16 protein-coding genes are annotated in these 17829 nt (G+C 73.1%); 6 read left to right on the forward strand and 10 right to left on the reverse strand.

The genetic code is table 11. From position 1 onward, the window contains the following. The first annotated feature begins 43 nt into the window (after positions 1 to 43). On the forward strand, positions 44 to 256 hold the full coding sequence (locus tag ACZ7MX_RS18420; protein WP_472133325.1) for an EF-hand domain-containing protein: 213 nt from the start codon (positions 44 to 46) through the stop codon (positions 254 to 256). Positions 257 to 348: 92 nt separating this feature from the next. Here ACZ7MX_RS18420 and ACZ7MX_RS18425 read toward each other — a convergent pair whose 3' ends face one another. Beyond that, positions 349 to 2736 (reverse strand): GH92 family glycosyl hydrolase, encoded by a 2388-nt coding sequence (locus tag ACZ7MX_RS18425; protein ID WP_472133327.1) that lies wholly within the window; start codon positions 2734 to 2736, stop codon positions 349 to 351. A gap of 254 nt (positions 2737 to 2990) precedes the next feature. Here ACZ7MX_RS18425 and ACZ7MX_RS18430 point away from each other — a divergent pair, with 254 nt between their 5' ends. Beyond that, on the forward strand, positions 2991 to 3773 hold the full coding sequence (locus ACZ7MX_RS18430; RefSeq protein WP_472133329.1) for a hypothetical protein: 783 nt from the start codon (positions 2991 to 2993) through the stop codon (positions 3771 to 3773). Between the two features lie 204 nt (positions 3774 to 3977). Continuing rightward, entirely contained in the window at positions 3978 to 4472 is a 495-nt protein-coding gene (locus ACZ7MX_RS18435) for a hypothetical protein (RefSeq protein ID WP_472133331.1), read from the forward strand. 74 nt (positions 4473 to 4546) lie between these two features. On the opposite strand, the gene ACZ7MX_RS18440 is transcribed toward ACZ7MX_RS18435, so the two are convergent. The 4 genes from ACZ7MX_RS18440 to ACZ7MX_RS18455 all read right to left on the reverse strand — a co-directional run bounded on the left by ACZ7MX_RS18440 (position 4547) and on the right by ACZ7MX_RS18455 (position 7639). Continuing rightward, entirely contained in the window at positions 4547 to 5986 is a 1440-nt protein-coding gene (locus ACZ7MX_RS18440) for an amino acid permease (RefSeq protein WP_472133333.1), read from the reverse strand. Positions 5987 to 6126: 140 nt separating this feature from the next. Beyond that, positions 6127 to 6342, reverse strand: a complete 216-nt coding sequence (locus ACZ7MX_RS18445) for a dodecin (protein WP_030808935.1) — start codon at positions 6340 to 6342, stop codon at positions 6127 to 6129. A 93-nt stretch (positions 6343 to 6435) separates the two neighbouring features. After that, positions 6436 to 6897: a universal stress protein gene (locus ACZ7MX_RS18450; protein WP_472133335.1), complete on the reverse strand. Its 462-nt coding sequence runs from the start codon at positions 6895 to 6897 to the stop codon at positions 6436 to 6438. A gap of 34 nt (positions 6898 to 6931) precedes the next feature. Beyond that, positions 6932 to 7639 (reverse strand): PAS domain-containing protein, encoded by a 708-nt coding sequence (locus tag ACZ7MX_RS18455; RefSeq protein WP_472133337.1) that lies wholly within the window; start codon positions 7637 to 7639, stop codon positions 6932 to 6934. A 105-nt stretch (positions 7640 to 7744) separates the two neighbouring features. On the opposite strand from ACZ7MX_RS18455, the gene ACZ7MX_RS18460 reads away from it, so the two are divergent. Both ACZ7MX_RS18460 and ACZ7MX_RS18465 read left to right on the forward strand, forming a co-directional pair. Next, positions 7745 to 10939 (forward strand): cytochrome P450, encoded by a 3195-nt coding sequence (locus ACZ7MX_RS18460; protein ID WP_472133339.1) that lies wholly within the window; start codon positions 7745 to 7747, stop codon positions 10937 to 10939. Between the two features lie 149 nt (positions 10940 to 11088). After that, a complete protein-coding gene (locus ACZ7MX_RS18465; RefSeq protein WP_472133341.1) occupies positions 11089 to 12258 on the forward strand; it encodes an FAD-dependent monooxygenase in 1170 nt (389 codons plus the stop codon). A 34-nt stretch (positions 12259 to 12292) separates the two neighbouring features. Here the strand turns inward: ACZ7MX_RS18465 and ACZ7MX_RS18470 are convergent, their stop codons facing one another. After that, on the reverse strand, positions 12293 to 12811 hold the full coding sequence (locus tag ACZ7MX_RS18470; protein WP_472133343.1) for a DUF2165 domain-containing protein: 519 nt from the start codon (positions 12809 to 12811) through the stop codon (positions 12293 to 12295). Between the two features lie 174 nt (positions 12812 to 12985). On the opposite strand from ACZ7MX_RS18470, the gene ACZ7MX_RS18475 reads away from it, so the two are divergent. Then, positions 12986 to 14020 carry a phosphatidylinositol-specific phospholipase C domain-containing protein gene (locus ACZ7MX_RS18475; RefSeq protein WP_472133345.1) on the forward strand — a complete coding sequence of 345 codons (1035 nt, stop codon included), beginning with the start codon at positions 12986 to 12988 and terminating at the stop codon, positions 14018 to 14020. Here ACZ7MX_RS18475 and ACZ7MX_RS18480 read toward each other — a convergent pair. From ACZ7MX_RS18480 to egtC, 4 genes are all read right to left on the reverse strand, one after another. Continuing rightward, positions 13992 to 14990, reverse strand: coding sequence for a trypsin-like serine peptidase (locus tag ACZ7MX_RS18480; protein ID WP_472133347.1), 999 nt, complete (start codon positions 14988 to 14990; stop codon positions 13992 to 13994). The genes ACZ7MX_RS18475 and ACZ7MX_RS18480 overlap by 29 nt on opposite strands. Before the next feature lie 36 nt (positions 14991 to 15026). Beyond that, the gene (locus ACZ7MX_RS18485) at positions 15027 to 15968 is read right to left on the reverse strand and encodes a phosphatidylinositol-specific phospholipase C (RefSeq protein ID WP_472133349.1); all 942 of its coding nucleotides are present in this window, start codon (positions 15966 to 15968) and stop codon (positions 15027 to 15029) included. Between the two features lie 141 nt (positions 15969 to 16109). Next, a complete protein-coding gene (gene egtD / locus ACZ7MX_RS18490) occupies positions 16110 to 17072 on the reverse strand; it encodes an L-histidine N(alpha)-methyltransferase (RefSeq protein ID WP_472133351.1) in 963 nt (320 codons plus the stop codon). Then, the gene (egtC, locus tag ACZ7MX_RS18495) at positions 17069 to 17824 is read right to left on the reverse strand and encodes an ergothioneine biosynthesis protein EgtC (protein WP_472133353.1); all 756 of its coding nucleotides are present in this window, start codon (positions 17822 to 17824) and stop codon (positions 17069 to 17071) included. Before egtC ends, egtD begins: the two co-directional genes overlap by 4 nt. Between the last annotated feature and the right edge of the window lie 5 nt (positions 17825 to 17829).

The following is a 17829-nucleotide window of genomic DNA, read 5'->3' on the forward strand; positions in this document are numbered from 1 at the left end:
CCACCGCGCAAGCCTGCGCAGCACCACGAAGGGGGCACCTCTCATGGCAGACATCAACGAGGCCAGGGCGACGTTCGACCGGTACGACGCGGACGGCGACGGCCAGGTCACGCCGGACGAGTTCAAGCACGCGATGGCGGAGATGGGCGACCCGTTCGTCACCGGCCCGGTCGCCGAGGCCGTCATCAAGGCCAAGGACACCGACCAGGACGGCACCATGTCCTTCGACGAGTTCTGGCAGGCCCTGCAGGGCTGACGCCCGCCCCGCCGCTGCCCGCACACCCCCTTCGCCGCCCGTTCGCCCGCGACCGCGCGCCGTGCCGCCGGCCGCGGGCGAACGGAGTGCCGTCACCGCCGGCCGGCCGCACCACCCGCCGCCGCGGTGCCCACCGGCGGCGGCGCGGCCCGTTCGCCGGTGCCCCAGCCGGACGGCTCCGTGCCGACCGTGAAGGCCAGTTCCCGGCCCTTCCGCAGCTCACCGGTGGTCAGGTACGTACGGTCACGGATGGCACCGTCCAGACGCACCGACTGGACATACCGGTTGGCCGCGGACGTACCGGGCGCGGTGAGGGTGAAGTGCCCCGCCGGGTAGTAGCGCCGGTCCAGTGTCAGCTCGACCCGGTCGAAGACCGGCGTGCTCAGCCCCCAGGTGTCGGTGCCCGGCTGCACGGGGAACATCCCGACCGACGACAGCACCATCCATGCCGACATCGTCCCCAGGTCGTCGTTACCGGTCATCCCGCTGGGCGTGTCGGTGAACAGCGTCAGCGCCGCATGCACCACGTCCGTCGTCTTCCACGGCCGGCCGGTGGACAGATACGTGTACGGAGCGATCAGGTCCGGCTCGTTCTGCGGGTTGTACTTGTCCGCGTTGTAGTAGTCGTACGGCCCGTTGACCCACACCTCACGGGCGGTCTTCGCCGGGTCCGCCAGCAGCTTCCGGTACGCGAAGAACGCATCGAGCCGCTCGTCCGCCGCCTCCCGGCCGCCGATCAGCCGCAGCATCCCGGGCAGGTCCTGCGGCACCAGCCACTGGTACTGCCAGGCCGTGCCCTCGTGGAATCCCTCGCTCCTGGCCGGATCGGCCGGACCGGTGAACGCGCCGTGCCCGTCCCGGGCCCGGAAGAAGCCGGTCGACGGGTCGAAGATCTTCCGGTAGTTCTGCGCCCGGGCCGCGTAGCGGTCGGCGTCCGCGGTGTGCCCCAGATCCCGTGCCATCTGCGCCAGCATCGCGTCGGACAGGGCGTATTCGAGGGTCGCCGAGGCGCCGTGGTCGAAGTCCGAGTCGCCGGGCTTGCGGTGCGGGCGGCCCTTGACGTACGGCGCGAAACCGTCCCTCAGGTACTCCGCGTTCGCCTCCCGACCGACGGCCGGGGACCCGGCCGGCGGCACCCCGTCGGCGTTCTTCGCGAGCGCCGCGTACGCCTCCTCCTCATGGCCCTTCAGCAGGCCCTGCCGGTAGGCGTTGGTGAGGAACGGGGTGACCGGGTCGCCGGTCATGATGTTCGTCTCGACCGTGCCGTAGCCCCACTTGGGCAGCCAGCCGCCCTCCTTGTCGATCCGCAGCACCGACAGCGCCATGTCGCGCGACTCGTGCGGCGCCAGCAGCGCGAGCAGCTGCGCCTGGGTGCGGTAGGTGTCCCACAGCGACCAGTTCTGGTAGTAGGCGGAGCCGCCGAACTCGGCGGTCCGGTGCACCTTCCGGTCCCAGCCGGTGTAGCGGCCGTCCGCGTCGCTGCCGAGGTTCGGCGCCAGGAACGACCGGTACAGCGAGGAGTAGAACGTCCGGCGCAGCGTCCGGCTGCCGCCCTGCACCCGCACCAGGGCCAGCCGCCGCTCCCACGCGGCATCGGCCGCGGCCCGGACCCGGTCGAACGAACCCCCGCCCTCCGCGCGCAGATTGCGGGCCGCGCCCGCCGCGTCGACGTAACTGAGGGCCGTGGTCGCCTCGACCGTACGGTCCTCGCGGGTGTCGAAGCGGACGTACGCGCCGTGCCGGCCGCCCGCCGTGGACCCGCGCGACCCGGGCGTGACGGTGTCGCCCTCCCAGGTGCCGTACGAGGTGAACGGCCGGTCGAAGCGGGTGATCGTGTAGACGGTGTACGGCTCGGTGTCCTGGCAGAAGCCGCGGCCGGTGAGGGCGGTGCGGACGGTGCGGGAGTCCAGCACCTCGACCTTCGTCACGACCGTCCGGTGCAGCGACTGCCCGGCGTTGAGCAGCACATTGGCCTTGTCGGTGGCCGGGAAGGTGTAGCGCTGCCGGCCGGTGCGGGCGGTGGCGGTCAGCTCGGCGGTGATCCCGCCGTACGAGGTCAGGCCGACCCGGTAGTAGCCGGGCCGGGCCGACTCGTCGTCATGGCGGAAGGCGGCCGCGTACCTGGCGTCGTCGGTCTCGGTGAGGTCGCCCGTGGTGGGCAGCACCGGCAGGTCACCGCCGAGCCCGCAGCCGACGCCGGAGATGTGCACCGAGCTGAAACCCCGGATGTGGTCGTCGTCGTAGCTGTAGCCGCTGTAGTGACCGGTGTCGGGGGAGAGCTGCACCATGCCGAACGGCACCGCGGCGCCCGGGTAGGTGTTGCCGTCCTTCTGGCTGCCGATGAAGGGATTGACCAGGTCGGTGAGCGTGCCGCCGGGCGGTGCGGCCTGTGCGGCGGGGGCGGTGAGTCCGCCTCCGACCAGCGCGGCCGCCAGCACCGCGCCCGCGGTACGCAGCCGGTTGCGACTGGGCCATGGCATGAATCCGGACCTCCGGTTCGCCGACAACGTTGTCAGGGCGCGCTCATTCTTGGGGCGCGTCAGGTCCGCGTCAAGAGCGCGCCACGAGCACAACTACGGTGCGGCGCAGGCGACATGAGGGCACCTGCGGTGCGACGAAGGCATGGCGAGGGCAACTACGGCGCGGCGCAGGCGTCACGAGGGCGATTACGGTGCGGCGCACGCATCACGAGGGCGGCCGTCGCACGGCACACGCCTCTCGTTAGGCTCACCCGGTGCACCTCCTCCCCGCCGACGTCGTCCGCTACGCGGCGGCCATCGAACCGTCCGAACTCGCCTGGGGCCGGCTGCACGGCCGGCTGACCGCCGCCGACACCGTCCGGCTCGCCTTCCTCCGCCGCTGCGACCTGGGGGCCGCTGGTGAGGTGTTCGCCCGGATCCATGCCCAGGGCCCGTCGGAGCCCCAACTGGACGCGTTCTGCCGGGAGATCCCGGGTGCGGAGACCGACGCCGCCGGACGGATCTGGGACTACCTCGCACTGGTCGGGCGGAGTGCGTCCGAGGGGGCCGGCGGTACGGGTACGGGACCGGTGGCGCGCCAACTGGCCGCCGGACGCACGGAGTTCCTGCTCGCCCGCGCCGCGTCGGGCCGGGGTATGAACTGGCGGGAGAGCGGGGCGCTGCTCGGCACCGACCGGCCGGAGGAGGTGGACGCCGCCTTCGAGCGCGGGGAGGAACTGCTGGGCGTGGCGGTGATCGGGCTCGCGCTGACCCACCCCGACCCGGCGGCGATCCTGCCCAGGGTCGCCCGGGCCCTGGAGTGCGCCCTGGAATCGTCGGACGACAGGCTGCGCCACCAGGGCCTCGTCGCCCTGGCGCACACCGCCCGGCTGCACGGCACGGTCGACCGCCGCTGTCTCGACCTGCTGCGACGTTGTCCGCGGGGGAACGAGGCGGACGACGACCTGTGGGCGTACGTGCCCCGTCGCCGGCTGCCGTGGTGGCTGTGGCGGCACCGGCTGGGGGCGTGGCCGCGGAGGGTGCTGCCGGGCGGGTGAGGGGCGGGGGCGCGCCTGTTGAGGGCACGTCAAAAATCACGGGGTGCGTGCCTTGCTCTCTTCGGGGCCGCGTGCCTCAATGGTCGGCGATTGCAGGTCGCTGACCACCCGTCAGTTCCCCGGCCGGCGCGTGCGGGGACGGCCTGTCACCCCCCTCACAAAGGCGGTTCCCCCATGAAGCAGCACAGATCTGGCACATTAGGCATGGTCACAGGCATAGGCACAGGTACACGCACAGGCATACGCGTCGGCATACGTACCGCCGTCGGCCTCGCGATCGCCGCAGCCGGGACCCTCGCGATGGCACCCGCATCGACCGCGGTGACCCCCGGCACCGCCACCCTCGCCTTCGACTGCGGCTCGTACGGTTCCGGTACGGCCACGCTCACCGCCACCCAGGACGGCACCGCCGCCACCATCAGCGTGTCGACGTCCGCGATCAGCTCGCCCATCAACATCGGCGCGAACTCGGTGCGGTCCACACTGACGCTCACCAAGAACGGTTCCGGAACGACCCGGTTCACCGGCAACGCCAACCCGGCCATCCCGGCCGGCGGCCCGGTCACCACCGGGCCCCTCAAGGGCACCGTCGCCTCCGGTGACAGCCTGCAGGCCAGCTCCCTGAAGGTCGTCGTCCTCGGGATCACGGCCACCTGCAAGGCCACGTCCCCGCAGTCACCCGGACCGTTCGTCTTCTGACCTGACCTGACCTGACCTGACCTGCCTGGCCGGGCCGGGGGGCGGTGGCCGCCGTGGCCGCCGCCCCTGCCGGTTCAGCGCACCTCGCCCCCGGAACCCTCCCGCTCCGCGCGTTCCAGGTTCGAGTGGCGGTAGGAGTAGCTGAAGTAGATGACCATGCCGACGAGGAACCAGACCACGAACCGCACCCAGGTCTGCCACGCCAGGAACGTGATCAGCCAGAGGGAGAACACCACCCCGAGCGCCGGCACCCACGGCATCCCCGGCGTGCGGAAGGTGCGCGGGAGTTCGGGGCGCTTGTAGCGGAGCACGATGACCGCCACGCAGACCACCACGAACGCCAGCAGGATCCCGATGTTCGTCAGCTCGGCGGCCTCGCCGATCGGCAGGAATCCGGCGATGGCCGCGGAGGCCGCCCCGACGATCCAGGTCACCCGGGTCGGTACGTGGTGCGTGGGGCTGGTCTTGGCGAACCACTTCGGCAGCAGACCGTCCCGGCTCATCGAGAACCACACCCGGGTCACCCCGAGCATGAAGGTGAACATGACGGTCAGGATGCCGATGATCGCGCCGACCGCGATGACGTCCGCGAGGCCGTGCAGGCCCACCGACTTGAACGCCGAGGAGAAGCCGCTCTCCGGGTCGATGTCCTTGTAGTTCTGCATGCCTGTCAGCACCAGGCAGGCCAGCACGTACAGCACCATCGAGATCGCCAGCGAGTACATGATCGCCTTCGGCATGTGGCGCTGGGCGTCGGTGGACTCCTCGGCGGCGGTGCTCATCGCGTCATAGCCGAAGACCGCGAAGAAGACGGTGGCCGCACCGGTGAAGGCGCCGCTCACCCCGAACGGGAAGAACGGCCGGTAGTTCGCGGTGTCGATGTGGAAGAAGCCGACCGCGATCACGACCAGGACGACCAGGACCTTCAGGCCCACCACGATCGTCTCGAAGCGCGCGGCGTTCTTGATGCCCAGGGTCAGCAGAAAGGCGATCAGGAGGCAGAGTGCCGCCGCGAAGAGGTCCACGCGGTGCCCCGGCCCGGTCCCCGGTGCGCCGAGCATCCAGGCCGGCAGATGGACTCCCAGCTCACCGAGGAGGAAGCTGAAATATCCGGAGATGCCGATCGCGACGACCGCGACGATCGCGGTGTACTCCAGCAGCAGGTCCCAGCCGATGAACCACCCGGCCACCTCGCCGAGCACCGCATAGCCGTAGGTGTAGGCCGACCCCGCCTTCGGGATCAGCCCGGCGAATTCGGCGTACGAGAAGGCGGCCGCGGCGCTCGCGATCCCCGCGACGAGGAAGGAGATCAGGACCGCGGGTCCGGCCTTCTCGTTCGCGACGGTGCCGGCGAGCGTGAAGATGCCGGCGCCGATGATGCCGCCGATGCCGATGGCGGTCAGCTGCCACAGCCCCAGCACCCGGGTGAGCTGCTGGCTCGCCGGGCCCTCCGCCTCTTCGATGTGTTCGATCGGTTTGCGGCGCAATACGCCCTGTCCCGCGCGCAGGCCCATCTGGGATCCCTCCGTAGGCTCGCTCCGTCGTGGTCCGACGGCGGATCATCATGGACCCTCAAGGGCCCCGGAGGAAGGCGACTCCCTAGTACGGCGGCGACTCGCCGGGAGACGTACCCGGGAGGGGTGTCATCGGGGTGTCAATCGGCGTCCTCCAGCCGGAATCCGACCTTCATGCCGACCTGGTAGTGGTCGATTTCGCCGTCGACGAGGTGTCCGCGCACTTCGGTGATCTCGAACCAGTCGAGATTGCGGAGGGTCTGCGAGGCGCGCTTGATGCCGTTCTTGATCGCCGCGTCCACGCTCTGCTGGGACGTTCCGACGATATCGGTCACGCGGTACGTGCGGTCGGTCACGGTGGTCTCCCTCGGCCGGGGCGGCGCTCCGCCCGTCCATCTCCCACCGTGCCTCAGCGCGGCCGACCCCACCAGCGGAGCGCCGCGGGGCCGCTACGGGACGACGGTGACCGGCCAGCGTCCCGCCTTGACCAGGCGGACGGCGACCGAGCCCATGATGCGGTGCCCGGCCGACTCCGAGGCGCCCACCACCACGGCGTCCGCCTTGAGCTCGTCGGCCATCTGCACCATGCCGCTGTACGGGTCGCCACGCAGCGTGTGGAACTCCCAGCGCACGTCGTAGATCCCCTGCAGCCGGTCGGTGGCCTTGCGGATCTCGGCCATCAGCTCCTCGGCCACCTCGTTGGTGGCGTCCACGACCGGCGCGCCCATCGACGCCCCGGCCGGCAGCACCGGCTGGACGTAGACCAGGACGAGCTTCGCGCCCTGCCGCCGGGCGAGTCCGGCCGCGTACGCGGCGGCGCGCCAGGACGAGTCGGAGCCGTCCACGCCGACGACGATGACCTTCGGGCCGTCCGTTCCGCGCTCGAACTGCGCGGCTGCGTTCTCCTCCACACCACGGAGGTTAACCGCACACGCGTGCTGATGGTCAGGCCGGGGCCGGTGGCCAGCTGTCCGCCGCCAGCACGCCCAGCACGTACGCCTTGGCCACCAGCGCGGTCCGGCCCTGCACCCGCCAGCGGCGGGACAGCCGGGTCAGGTGGTAGTTCACCCCGTCAACGGTCAGCCCCAGGGCCGCGCCGATCGCCGCCGTCGTCGCGCCGCCGGCGGCCAGGGCCAGGATCCGTGTCTCCACCGGGCTCGCCGTGGCCCGCGGGGCCGGCGGCGAAGCGCCCTCCGTGACCCGCAGCAGCGCCAGCAGGGCCGGCGGCTGGACGGACGCGTCGCCGACCGGGTCCACCGTCAGTTCCCCCTCGCGCTCCGCGCCGTCGGCCGCGGACCGCCAGTGCACCTCGACCGGATAGCGCGACCGGCGCCCGAGCCGCACCGCCTCCTCGATCCGCCGCAGCTGCTCCTTCGCCCGGGGCCGGAACAGGTCCAGCAGATTGCGGCCGCGCAACTGGCCCGGCGCCACCCCCCACAGCGTGGCCATCGCCGGATTGGCGATCAGCACCTCGCCGTCGGCCCGGCACACCGCGATCGGCGTCGGGATGCGGTCCAGCAGGATCAGGAAGTAGTTGCGCCAGGGACCGTCCGCGTACGGCCCCGCCGGATCGACCGGGGCGGGCCCGGAGGACGGCGGGTGGGCGCCGGCGGAGTCACCGTCCGGCGCACTGTCGGCGTGCCCGATGTTCATTGCCCCATCTCCGGTCCGCGCGCAAGAGCCAGCAGCGAAAAACCACTGCACAATCATGCAGTTGCCCGGGCCGCAGTTGCCCACCGGCCCCCTCACGCTGGAGACATGACCGACACCATCGCGCTCCACAGTGGCGAACGCGCCGCCGATGACGGCATCCCGGTCGTCGACATCACGGCCGACGGGATGACCTCGACACCCATCCAGCAGTCCATGGACCTCGCCCGCACCCACGGGCCGGTCTTCAAGCGCAGGCTCGGCGAGCGCGAGACGCTCTTCCTCACCTCGCTGGACCTGGTCACCGAGGCCGCCGACGAGACCCGCTTCGCCAAGGGGGTGTCGGTCGTCCTGGAGAACGTCCGGGAGTTCGCCGGGGACGGTCTGTTCACCGCCTACAACGACGAGCCGAACTGGGCCAAGGCGCACGAGGTCCTGATGCCGGCGTTCGCGCTGGGCTCGATGCGGACGTACCACCCGGCGATGCTGAAGGTGGCCCGCCGGGTCATGGCGAGCTGGGACCGGCGGGTGGCCGACGGCACGCCGGTGCGGATAGCCGAGGACATGACCCGGATGACGCTGGACACCATCGGGCTGGCCGGCTTCGGTTTCGACTTCGAGTCGTTCTCCCGCGGCGACTCGCAGCACCCGTTCGTCGAGGCGATGGTGCGCTGCCTCGAATGGAGCATGCGGAAGTTCGCCCGGGACCCGCACGCCGACCACTTTGCGGAGGACGCGGCGTTCCGCGCCGACGCGGATTACCTCGCCTCCGTCGTCGACGAGGTCATCGCCGCGCGCACGGCGAGCGGCGAGACCGGTGAGGACGACCTGCTCGGCCTGATGCTCGGCGCCCGCGCGCAGGAGGACGGCACCGGGACCGGCGGCCCCTCCCTCGACCTCGCCAACATCCGCAACCAGGTCATCACCTTCCTGATCGCCGGCCACGAAACCACCTCGGGCGCCCTCTCCTTCGCCCTCTACCACCTGCTCAAGGACCCGCTGGCGCTGCGCATGGTCCAGCGCGAGGCCGACGAGCTGTGGGGCGACCAGGCCGACCCGGACCCGACCTTCGAGGACATCGGCCACCTGCCGTTCACCCGGCAGGTCCTCAACGAGGCGCTGCGGCTGTGGCCCACCGCCGCCGCTTTCACCCGCCAGGCCCGCGAGGACACCGTGCTCGGCGGCCGTTACCCGGTCAAGGCCGGCCAGTTGGTCACCGTGCTCACCCCGATGCTGCACCGCGACCCGTGCTGGGGCGACAACCCCGAGCTGTTCGACCCGTCCCGCTTCAGCCCCGAGGCCGAGGCGGCCCGCTCACCGCACGCCTACAAGCCCTTCGGGACCGGTGAACGCGCCTGCATCGGGCGGCAGTTCGCGCTGCACGAGGCGACCATGCTGCTCGCCCTGCTCGCCCACCGCTACCGGCTGATCGACCACGCCGACTACCGGCTGCGCATCAAGGAGACCCTCACCCTCAAGCCCGACGGGTTCACCCTGAAGCTGGCCGCCCGCACGCCCGCCGACCGGGCCGCGGTGCGCGCCGCCCTGGGCGTGCTGCCCGGCGGCACCGCGGGATCCGGCTCCGCAGCCGACGCCACCACCGACGACGCCCTGCCCACCCGCGTCGTCCAGGGCACCGGGCTGCTGCTGTTGCACGGCAGCAACTACGGCACCTGCCGCGAGTTCGCCGAGCGGCTCGCCGACGAGGCCACCGGCCTGGGCTGCGCGACCGAGGTCGCCCCGCTGGACGCCTGCGCCGACGGACTGCCCACGGACCGGCCCGTCGTCATCGTTGCCGCCTCCTACAACGGACAGCCCACCGACGACGCGGCCGCCTTCGTCCGCTGGCTGCGCACCGCCGGGGACGGCGCCGCCGCGGACCGCCCGTTCGCCGTCCTCGGCGTCGGCGACCGCAACTGGGCCGCCACCTACCAGCACGTCCCCACCCTCATCGACGACCGGCTGGCCGCGCTCGGCGGCGACCGGATGCTGCCGCGCGCCGAGGCCGACGCCTCCGGCGATCTCACCGGCACCGTCAAGGAGTTCACCGCTGCGCTGCGCATCGAACTGCTGACCCGCTACGGCGACCCGGCCGGCACCGGCGCGGGCGCCCCGGCCGCCGAGGACACCGGCTGGACCGTCACCGAGCTCACCGGCGGACCGCTCGACGCCCTGGCGGCCCGGCACGGGCTGACCGAACTGACCGTCACCGAGGCCCACGACCTCACCGCGGAGGGCTGGCCGCGCCCCAAGCGGTTCCTGCGGCTCGCCCTGCCGGACGGCGTCACCTACCGCACCGCCGACCACCTCGCCGTGCTGCCGGCCAACGCGCCGGCCGCCGTCGAGCGGGCCGCCCGCGCCCTCGGCGCCGACCTCGACACCGTGCTCGCCGTGCACCCCGGCCGCCACCCGGCCCGCGACACCCTGCCCGTCGACCGGCCCCTGACCGTACGCCAACTCCTCACCCGCCACCTGGAGTTGGGGGCACGGCCGACCGCGGAGCAGATCGCGGTGCTGGCCGCGCACAACCCGTGCCCGCCCGAGCGGCAGGCCCTGGAACACCTCGCCGAGGACGACCCGCGGACCCTGATCGAGCTGATCGAGACCCACCCGGCGCTGCGCGGAGCGCTGCCCTGGCCGGTGGTCCTGGACCTGCTGCCGCCGCTGCGCACCCGGCACTACTCGATCTCGTCCTCGCCCGCCACCGACGCCCGGCACGCCGAATTGATGGTCTCGCTGCTGCCCGGCGGCACCGGCTCGACCTATCTGCACGGACTGCGCCCCGGTGACACGGTCCTGGCCCGGGTCCAGCCCTGCCGCGAGGCCTTCCGCCTCGACCCGGCCGACGTCACCCCGGTCATCCTGGTCGCCGCCGGCACCGGCCTCGCTCCGTTCCGGGGCGCCGTGGCGGACCGGGTCGCGGCCGGGCAGCAGGCGCCCGCCCGGCTGTACTTCGGCTGCGACGACCCCACGGCCGACTTCCTGCACGCCGCGGAGTTCGCCGCCGCCGAAGAGGCCGGGGTGCTCTCGGTCCGCCCCGTCTTCAGCGAGCGCCCCGAGAACGGCCACCGCTTCGTCCAGCACCGCATCGAAGCCGAGGCCGCCGAGGTCTGGGAACTCCTCCAGGCCGGGGCCCGGGTGTACGTCTGCGGCGACGGCAGCCGGATGGCCCCGGGCGTACGGGCCGCCTTCCGGGAGGTGCACGCCGCGCACACCGGCGCCTCGGCCCAGGAGTCCGAGGCCTGGCTGCGCGAACTCACCGCAGCCGGGCGGTACATCGAGGACGTGTACGCGGCGGGCTGAGAACGCCCGGCGGCCCGGCCGTCCGTCCTGCGGCGGGCTGGATCTTCCGGCCCGCCGGAGGCAAGGTGGGCGGTGCGGCAAGGTGGCCGCACCGCCGGCCACGACCCGGCCGGCGGACCGAGCGGGGGCACACCCGGGGGGACCACGGCATGAGCAAGGCCCTGATCATCGGCGGCGGCATCGCGGGCGCGGTGACCGCCCTGGCGCTGCACAAGGCGGGCATCGAGGCGGAGGTCTTCGAGGCGTACCCGACCGGCGCGGACGACGTCGGGGCCTTCCTCGTCGTCTTCGCCAACGGGCTGGAAGCGCTCCGGGTGATCGACGCCCACGACCCGGTCGCCGCACACTCCTTCCCGGCCCGGCGGATCGCGGTGTTCGGCCACGACGGCAGCAAGGTCGGCGAGCGGCCCCTCGCCAGCAGCGGCACCGGCCCCGGCCCCCGCACCCTGCGGCGGGCCACCCTCTACCAGGTGCTGCACGCCGAGGCGGCCCGCCGGGGAATCCCCGTGCACCACGGGAAACGGCTGGTCGGCGCCGAGACGGTGGCCCCGGCCGGCGGGCCGCGGGTGGTCGCCGCCTTCGCCGACGGCAGCCGCGCCGAGGGCGATCTGCTGATCGGCGCGGACGGACTGCACTCCGTCACCCGCGCCCTCATCGACCCGGCCGCACCCCGGCCGCGCCACACCGGCCAGCACACGGTCTGCGGCTACCTCCGCGACGCCGGCGGCCCCGGCGCCGAGCCGGCCGCGGAGACCTACACCATGATCCGCGGCGACCGCGCCGTCTTCGGCTGCACCCGCGCCCCCGACGGGGAGATCTGGTGGTTCGCCAACATCCCCGGCGCCGAAGGCGACCGCACCGCCCTGCAGGCCGTCGGCCCCGACGAGTGGCGCGACCGGGTCGCCGCGCGGTTCCCCGGCGACGCCACCCCGGCCGCCGCCCTCGTCCGGGCCACCGGCGACCGGATCATCGCCTCCAGCGCCTACGACATCGCGACCACACCCACCTGGTACGACGACACCAAGGTCGTCCTCGGCGACGCCGCCCACGCGGCCGCGCCCAACGCCGCCCAGGGCGCCTCGATGGCCATCGAGGACGGCATCGTGCTGGCCCGCTGCCTGCGCGACCACACCGAACCGCGCACCGCCTTCGCGGCGTACGAAGAGCTGCGCCGCGAACGGGTGGAGAAGGTCGTCGCGACCAGCGCCGGCCTGGCCGCCCGCACCGGCCCCGGTGGCCCCGGCCGCCCCGCCCCCGGGCCCGGAGGCGGCGGCGCGGACGGCAGCAACTGGCTCACGGACTACCGCATCGAGTGGTGACCCACCGGCGCCCGCCCGTCGCCCGCAGGACGGTTCAGGGCGCCGACGGCAGCCGGACGGCCAGCAGCGCGACCCCTGCGAGGGTGACGTTGCGGGTCGCCGCCTCCAGACCGTTCCAGGTCTTGGACTGCCACATCGAGAACCACTCACCGCCGATCGCCAGGAAGCCCGCGCCGAACAGCAGCAGCATCATCAGCAGACCGACGGTGCTCAGCATCCGGGCCCGGGCCACGTCGCCGCGCCGCAGACCGATCGGCCAGAGCACGGTGGCCACTATCAGCACCAGCGCGGTGACGCTCTCCCAGGCGATGATCGCCACGTACGCGGCGTTCTGCAGGCCCTTCGAGGTGATGGCCCGCCACATCAGGTCCGGGTCCTTGAACGTGGTGTCCATCGCCAGGACGTGCTGGACGAACTGCTGATTGGTGCCGAAGTCGGTGATGTTGCCGAAGGCGACGAGCGCCAGATAGAGCGCGACCGTGCCCGTGAGCACCGTCGCGACGAGTGGCTGTCCGGTACGCGGCAGCCGGCCGGTTGCGTGATTGTCGGCCATGGGCCCTCCCCAAGTCGGTCAAGTAAGGGGAGTTTCCCTCATCGTCACCCACCCCGTGCTCCCCACCCGTCCCAACTCCCCGTACGCTGCTCCCCGATCGACCGGCCGACCGGCCGGCCGAACGGCGTCCGGGCTGACCGGACGGGCGCCCAGGGACCACGGAAAGCGGGGAACATGAACGGGAAGCGGTGTGTGGGGACGGTCGCCGCGGCGGCGGCCGCGGTGGTGGCGGTGTCCGCGCCGGCGGGCGCCGAGCCGGCCGGCCTGACGTACGGCACCAGCACGTCCGTGGGCGTCCACAACGCCTACGACAAGGAGAAGTACCCCTACTTCGCGGACGCGCTGGACTCCGGCGCCGCGCTGCTCGAACTCGACCTCTGGACCAACGGGTTCGGCCGGTCCTGGCGGGTCAGCCACAGCAACCCGATCGGCAACAACAGCAACTGCGCGGGCGCGGCGAGCGCCTCCCAACTGCGCACCGGGAGCGTCAACAAGGACTTCGCCGGCTGCCTCGCCGACATGAAGGCCTGGCACGACGCCCACCCCGGTCACCGCCCCATCCTCTTCAAGGTCGAGCTGAAGGACGGCTTCAACGCCAAGGGCGGTCGCGGCCCGGCCGAGTTCGACGCCCTGGTGCGGCAGAAGCTCGGTGACGCCGTCTACGGCCCCGGTGACCTCACCGCGGGCCACGGCACGCCCGACGAGGCGGTCCGGGCCGGCGGCTGGCCCGGGCGCGACGCCCTGGCCGGGAAGTTCCTGTTCGAGCTGATACCGGGCACCGTCGAGGAGAACAACCCGCTCGACAAGCTCTGGACCGACGTCGAGTACGCCACCCACCTCAAGGACCTCGCCGCCCAGGGCAAGCTCGGGCAGTCGGTGGCCTTCCCGGCGGTGCACGGCGCGGCCGCCGGCGACCCGCGCGAGCGCTACCAGGACCCGGCGCTGCGCCCCTGGTTCGTGGTCTTCGACGGCGACGCCGCGACCTACCTCAACGGCACCATCGACACCGCCTGGTACGACCGCCGGCACTACCTCCTCATCATGACCGACGCGCACAACGTGCCGCCGGCCATCGACGCCACCCACCCCACCGAGGCACAGGCCCTCGCCCGGGTCGGCCAACTCGCCGCCGCCCACGCCAGTTTCGCCACCGCCGACTGGTACCCGCTGCCGTCCGTCCTCAAGACCGTGGTGTCGCGCGGGGCCTGACGCCCGGCGTGGGGCCCGGCTCCGCGGTGGCCCGCCGGTAGAGCCCGGCCACGTCCGCACCGAACCGGCTGCTGTACGAGACGAAGTCGTCGCCGCCCTCGTCGAGCCCGCCGATCACCCCGATCAGTGCCCCGGTGCCGGTGGCCGGATCGAGATCGGTGAGCCAAGGGCCGCCGCTGGTGCCGTTCGGGAATCCGGGGCAGTCGAAGCGCAGTTGGGTCGGGCCCTGGGCCTCGGCGGTGCGCCGGCAGCTGACCGGGGCGTCCCGGTCGGCGGGGTAGCCGGTCAGCAGCGCCGGGCGCCCGGCCGGCGCGCCGAACCGGATCCGTTCGGCGCCGGTGAGGTCCTCTATCCGGCCGCCGCCCTGCCCGGCCCGGCGCACCCGCAGGAACGCCACGTCGTGGTCCGGGTCCCGGTCGCTGATCCAGCGGGGGTCGACGTGGATGCGGGTGGGCACCCACAGCCCGTACGGCGCGATCTGGTCGTGCAGGCCGGGCACGAACACCAGCCGGGTGCGGAATCCGCCGTCGTGCACGCAGTGCGCGGCGGTGGCGATCAGATCGGCGTCGGGGGAGTGCACCACGCTCGCCGTGCAGTGGTGCGCCGGATCGCCGTCGTCGCCGGGCGAGAACAGCGCACCGATCGCCGGGGACGGGGCCGCCGGGACGGCCACCCTCGGCCGGGCCGCCGGCGGTGCGGCCGTCGCCCCGCCGCCGGTCGGGCCGCCGCGCAAGGCGGCCACCGGCGGGCCCGGCCGCTCCCGGTACGGCCCGGCGAGCAGCGCGGCGGCGGCCTGGTCGCCGTCCGCGCGGGTGGCCAGGTACGAGCCGGTCGTGCTGTCCCCCGCGGCCAGGTACGGGTCCCGGGCGGGCAGGCCCAGCGTCAGCGCCGTACTGCCCACGACCACGGTGAGCAGCCCGAGAGCCACCGGCAGCCGCTGCGGGACACCGGGCCGTCCGGAACGGGACATGTCCCTCAGTCTGCGGCAGGACGGCCGTCCGGACGCCTACCGCGGGGCCGGTCGGGTGAACCGCAGGCCCGGGTTGTGCCGGATCAGCGCCCCGGCCAGGTCGAACTCGTTCGGGAAGTCCATCGGGACGATGCCCAGGCCCGTCCAGCCGCTGCCCTCCGCACCCGCCAGCAGCGTCTTGACCTGCGGGTTGAGCCGGTCGGCGGTGGAGCGCGGGGGGAGCAGCGCGGCGGTGCTGACGTAGTTGACGAAGAGCTTGCCGGGCTGCGCGACGGCCTTGCGGAACTGCGCCTCGATCTTCGGCCACTTCCCGAACGGCTCCGCCATGTAGTCGTCCTGGATGTCGAAGACCTGGGGATCGCCGTAGCGGACCCCGCCGAGGCCGTCGGAGTCCGCCAGCAGGACGACCCTGCCGCGCGCCTCGCCCAGCGCGGGCAGCCCGGCGTCCAGCCGGAACAGTGAGCGGTAGCCCTTGTCGTCCAGGTAGATGCCGAAGATCCGGCGGAACTCCTCGGCCGGGACCTCCGAGTACTCCTGCTTGACCCGCATCAGCACCGTCTCGGACGGGTGGGCCGCGAGGAACGCCCGGCAGGCGCCCAGCACGTCGCCGAACATCAGCTGCTGGTAGAACGCGCCGTGGTGGATGGCGAAGACGTTGTCGACGGCCCGGCAGCGGACGTCCAGGAAGCGGATCCCGGCCGCCAGCTGGGCATCGACGGCAGTGTTCTGGCAGGCCACCCAGGGCCCGCCGTACCGGGCCCCGGAGTCGTGCGTGCCGGGGATCGTCAGGCGCGTCAGGGGAGTGGCGTCCGGCAGCGCGGACATCCAGTCCTGCACGGACAGCGCGCGGCGTCCGGCCGTCCTGCGCCCGGCCGCACCGGCCGTGAACCGCCCGCTGCCGGCGCCCGCCAGCACCCCGGCGGCCGACAGCCCGGCCGCGCCCCTGAGAAACCCCCGCCGATCGAGCCCCAGCCCCATGCCGCCACCCCTGCCCGTCGAATGCGAACGTGCGCCCGCGGCATGGAACCACACCGCCCGCGCGGACGGCACCCGGCCGGCGCACCCAAGGGCGCACCGGCCGGAACCGTCCTCGTACGTATCCGTCCCTACCGGGCGGTATCAGGCACGGAACGCGAGCGACAGCGCGAAGCGGTCCGCGCTGTCCGTCCACCAGTTGGTCAACTCCAGCCGGGCGGCGGCGAGTTCGGCCCGGACGCCCTCCTGGCGGAACTTGGCCGAGATCTCCGTGCGGATGTCCTCACCGGCCGCGAAGGGCACGGCCAGGTCCACGCCGGGGATCTTCACGGTCAGGTCCCGGCGCGCCCGCAGCCGCATCTCGATCCACTCCTCCGTGGCGTTCCACACCGCGACGTGGTCGAAGTCCGCCGGATCGAAGTCGCCGTCGAGCTCGCGGTTGATGACCTGGAGGACGTTCTTGTTGAAGGCGGCCGTGACGCCCTGCGGATCGTCGTACGCGGCGACCAGCGTCGCCTCGTCCTTGACCAGGTCGGTGCCGAGCAGCAGGGCGTCGCCCGGGGACAGCAGGTCGTGCACGGACGTGAGGAACGCGGCCCGCTCCTCGGGGAGGAGGTTGCCGATGGTGCCGCCGAGGAACGCCAGCAGCCGCGGGCCGGGCGTCCCGGGCAGCGCCATGCCCTGCTGGAAGTCGGCGACCAGGGCGTGCACGGTCAGGCCGGGATGCCCGGCGAGCAGCGCCTCGCCCGCCGCGGTCAGCGCGGACTCGCTGACGTCGACCGGTACGTAGGTGTGCAGTCCGGTCAGCGCGCCGATGAGGTGGCGGGTCTTGTCGGACGACCCGGAGCCCAGCTCGATCAGGGTGCGGGCGTTGGTGGCCGCGGCGATGTGGTCGGCGCGGGTGAGCAGGATCTCCCGTTCGGCGCGGGTCGGGTAGTAGTCGGGCAGGGTGGTGATCTCTTCGAAGAGGTCGCTGCCGCGGGCGTCGTAGAACCACTTGGGCGGCAGCTGTTTGGGCGTGGCGGACAGGCCCTGGGCGACATCGGCGCGCAGCGCGGCCGCGGTGGCGTCGACAGGGAGGTTGCGGGTGATGCTGAGGGGGCTCACGTGGCGGGCTCCTTGAGCGGGGTGAGGTGGACGTCGGTCCGGGTGGCGCGCAGCAGGGTGCGGTCGGGGACCTCGGTCCAGTGGGGGGAATCGTCGTAGGGTTCGGCGGCGACCACCCGGCCGCCGCCCGGAATGGCCAGGTGGTAGAGGGTGTCGCCCCAGGCGGTGGCGGCGATGGTGGTGCCGTCGGTCAGCAGCAGATTGAGCCGGGAGCCGGGCGCGGCCCCGGCGACCGCCGCGACGGTGTCGGCCAGCGCGTCCCCGAGTTCGTCGCCGCGGGTCAGCCGGTGCCGCACCAGCGCCCAGACGAACGCCGCGTCACAGCGCGCCTGGAGGCGCAGCAGCTCCTTGGGCGGCAGCCCGGCGGCCAGCGGTGCGAGGGAGTCCGGCCAGCCGGCCACCGCACCGTTGTGGCTGAACAGGTGGCCCTCCCCGGCGAACGGCGCGGCCGCCGCCTCGGCGTCCGGCCCGGCCACGGTGGCGTCCCGTACGGCGGCCAGCAGCGCGCCGGTGCGCACCACCCGGGCCAGGTCGGGCAGTTGGTCGTCGGCCCAGATCGGCCCGGCCCGGCGGTAGCGCGCCGGGACCGGGTCGCCCGGTGCGTACCAGCCGACGCCGAACCCGTCCGCGTTGACGGTGCCGTACTTCTGGTGGCGCGGCGCCCACGACTGCCGGTACAGGCCGTGCGGCGGGTCCAGCACGATCTGCCCGAAGGGCACCGGCGGCCCCACGTAAGCGATATGACGGCACATCAGCA

The sequence above is a fragment of the Streptomyces sp. NPDC107765 genome, assembly GCF_055657085.1.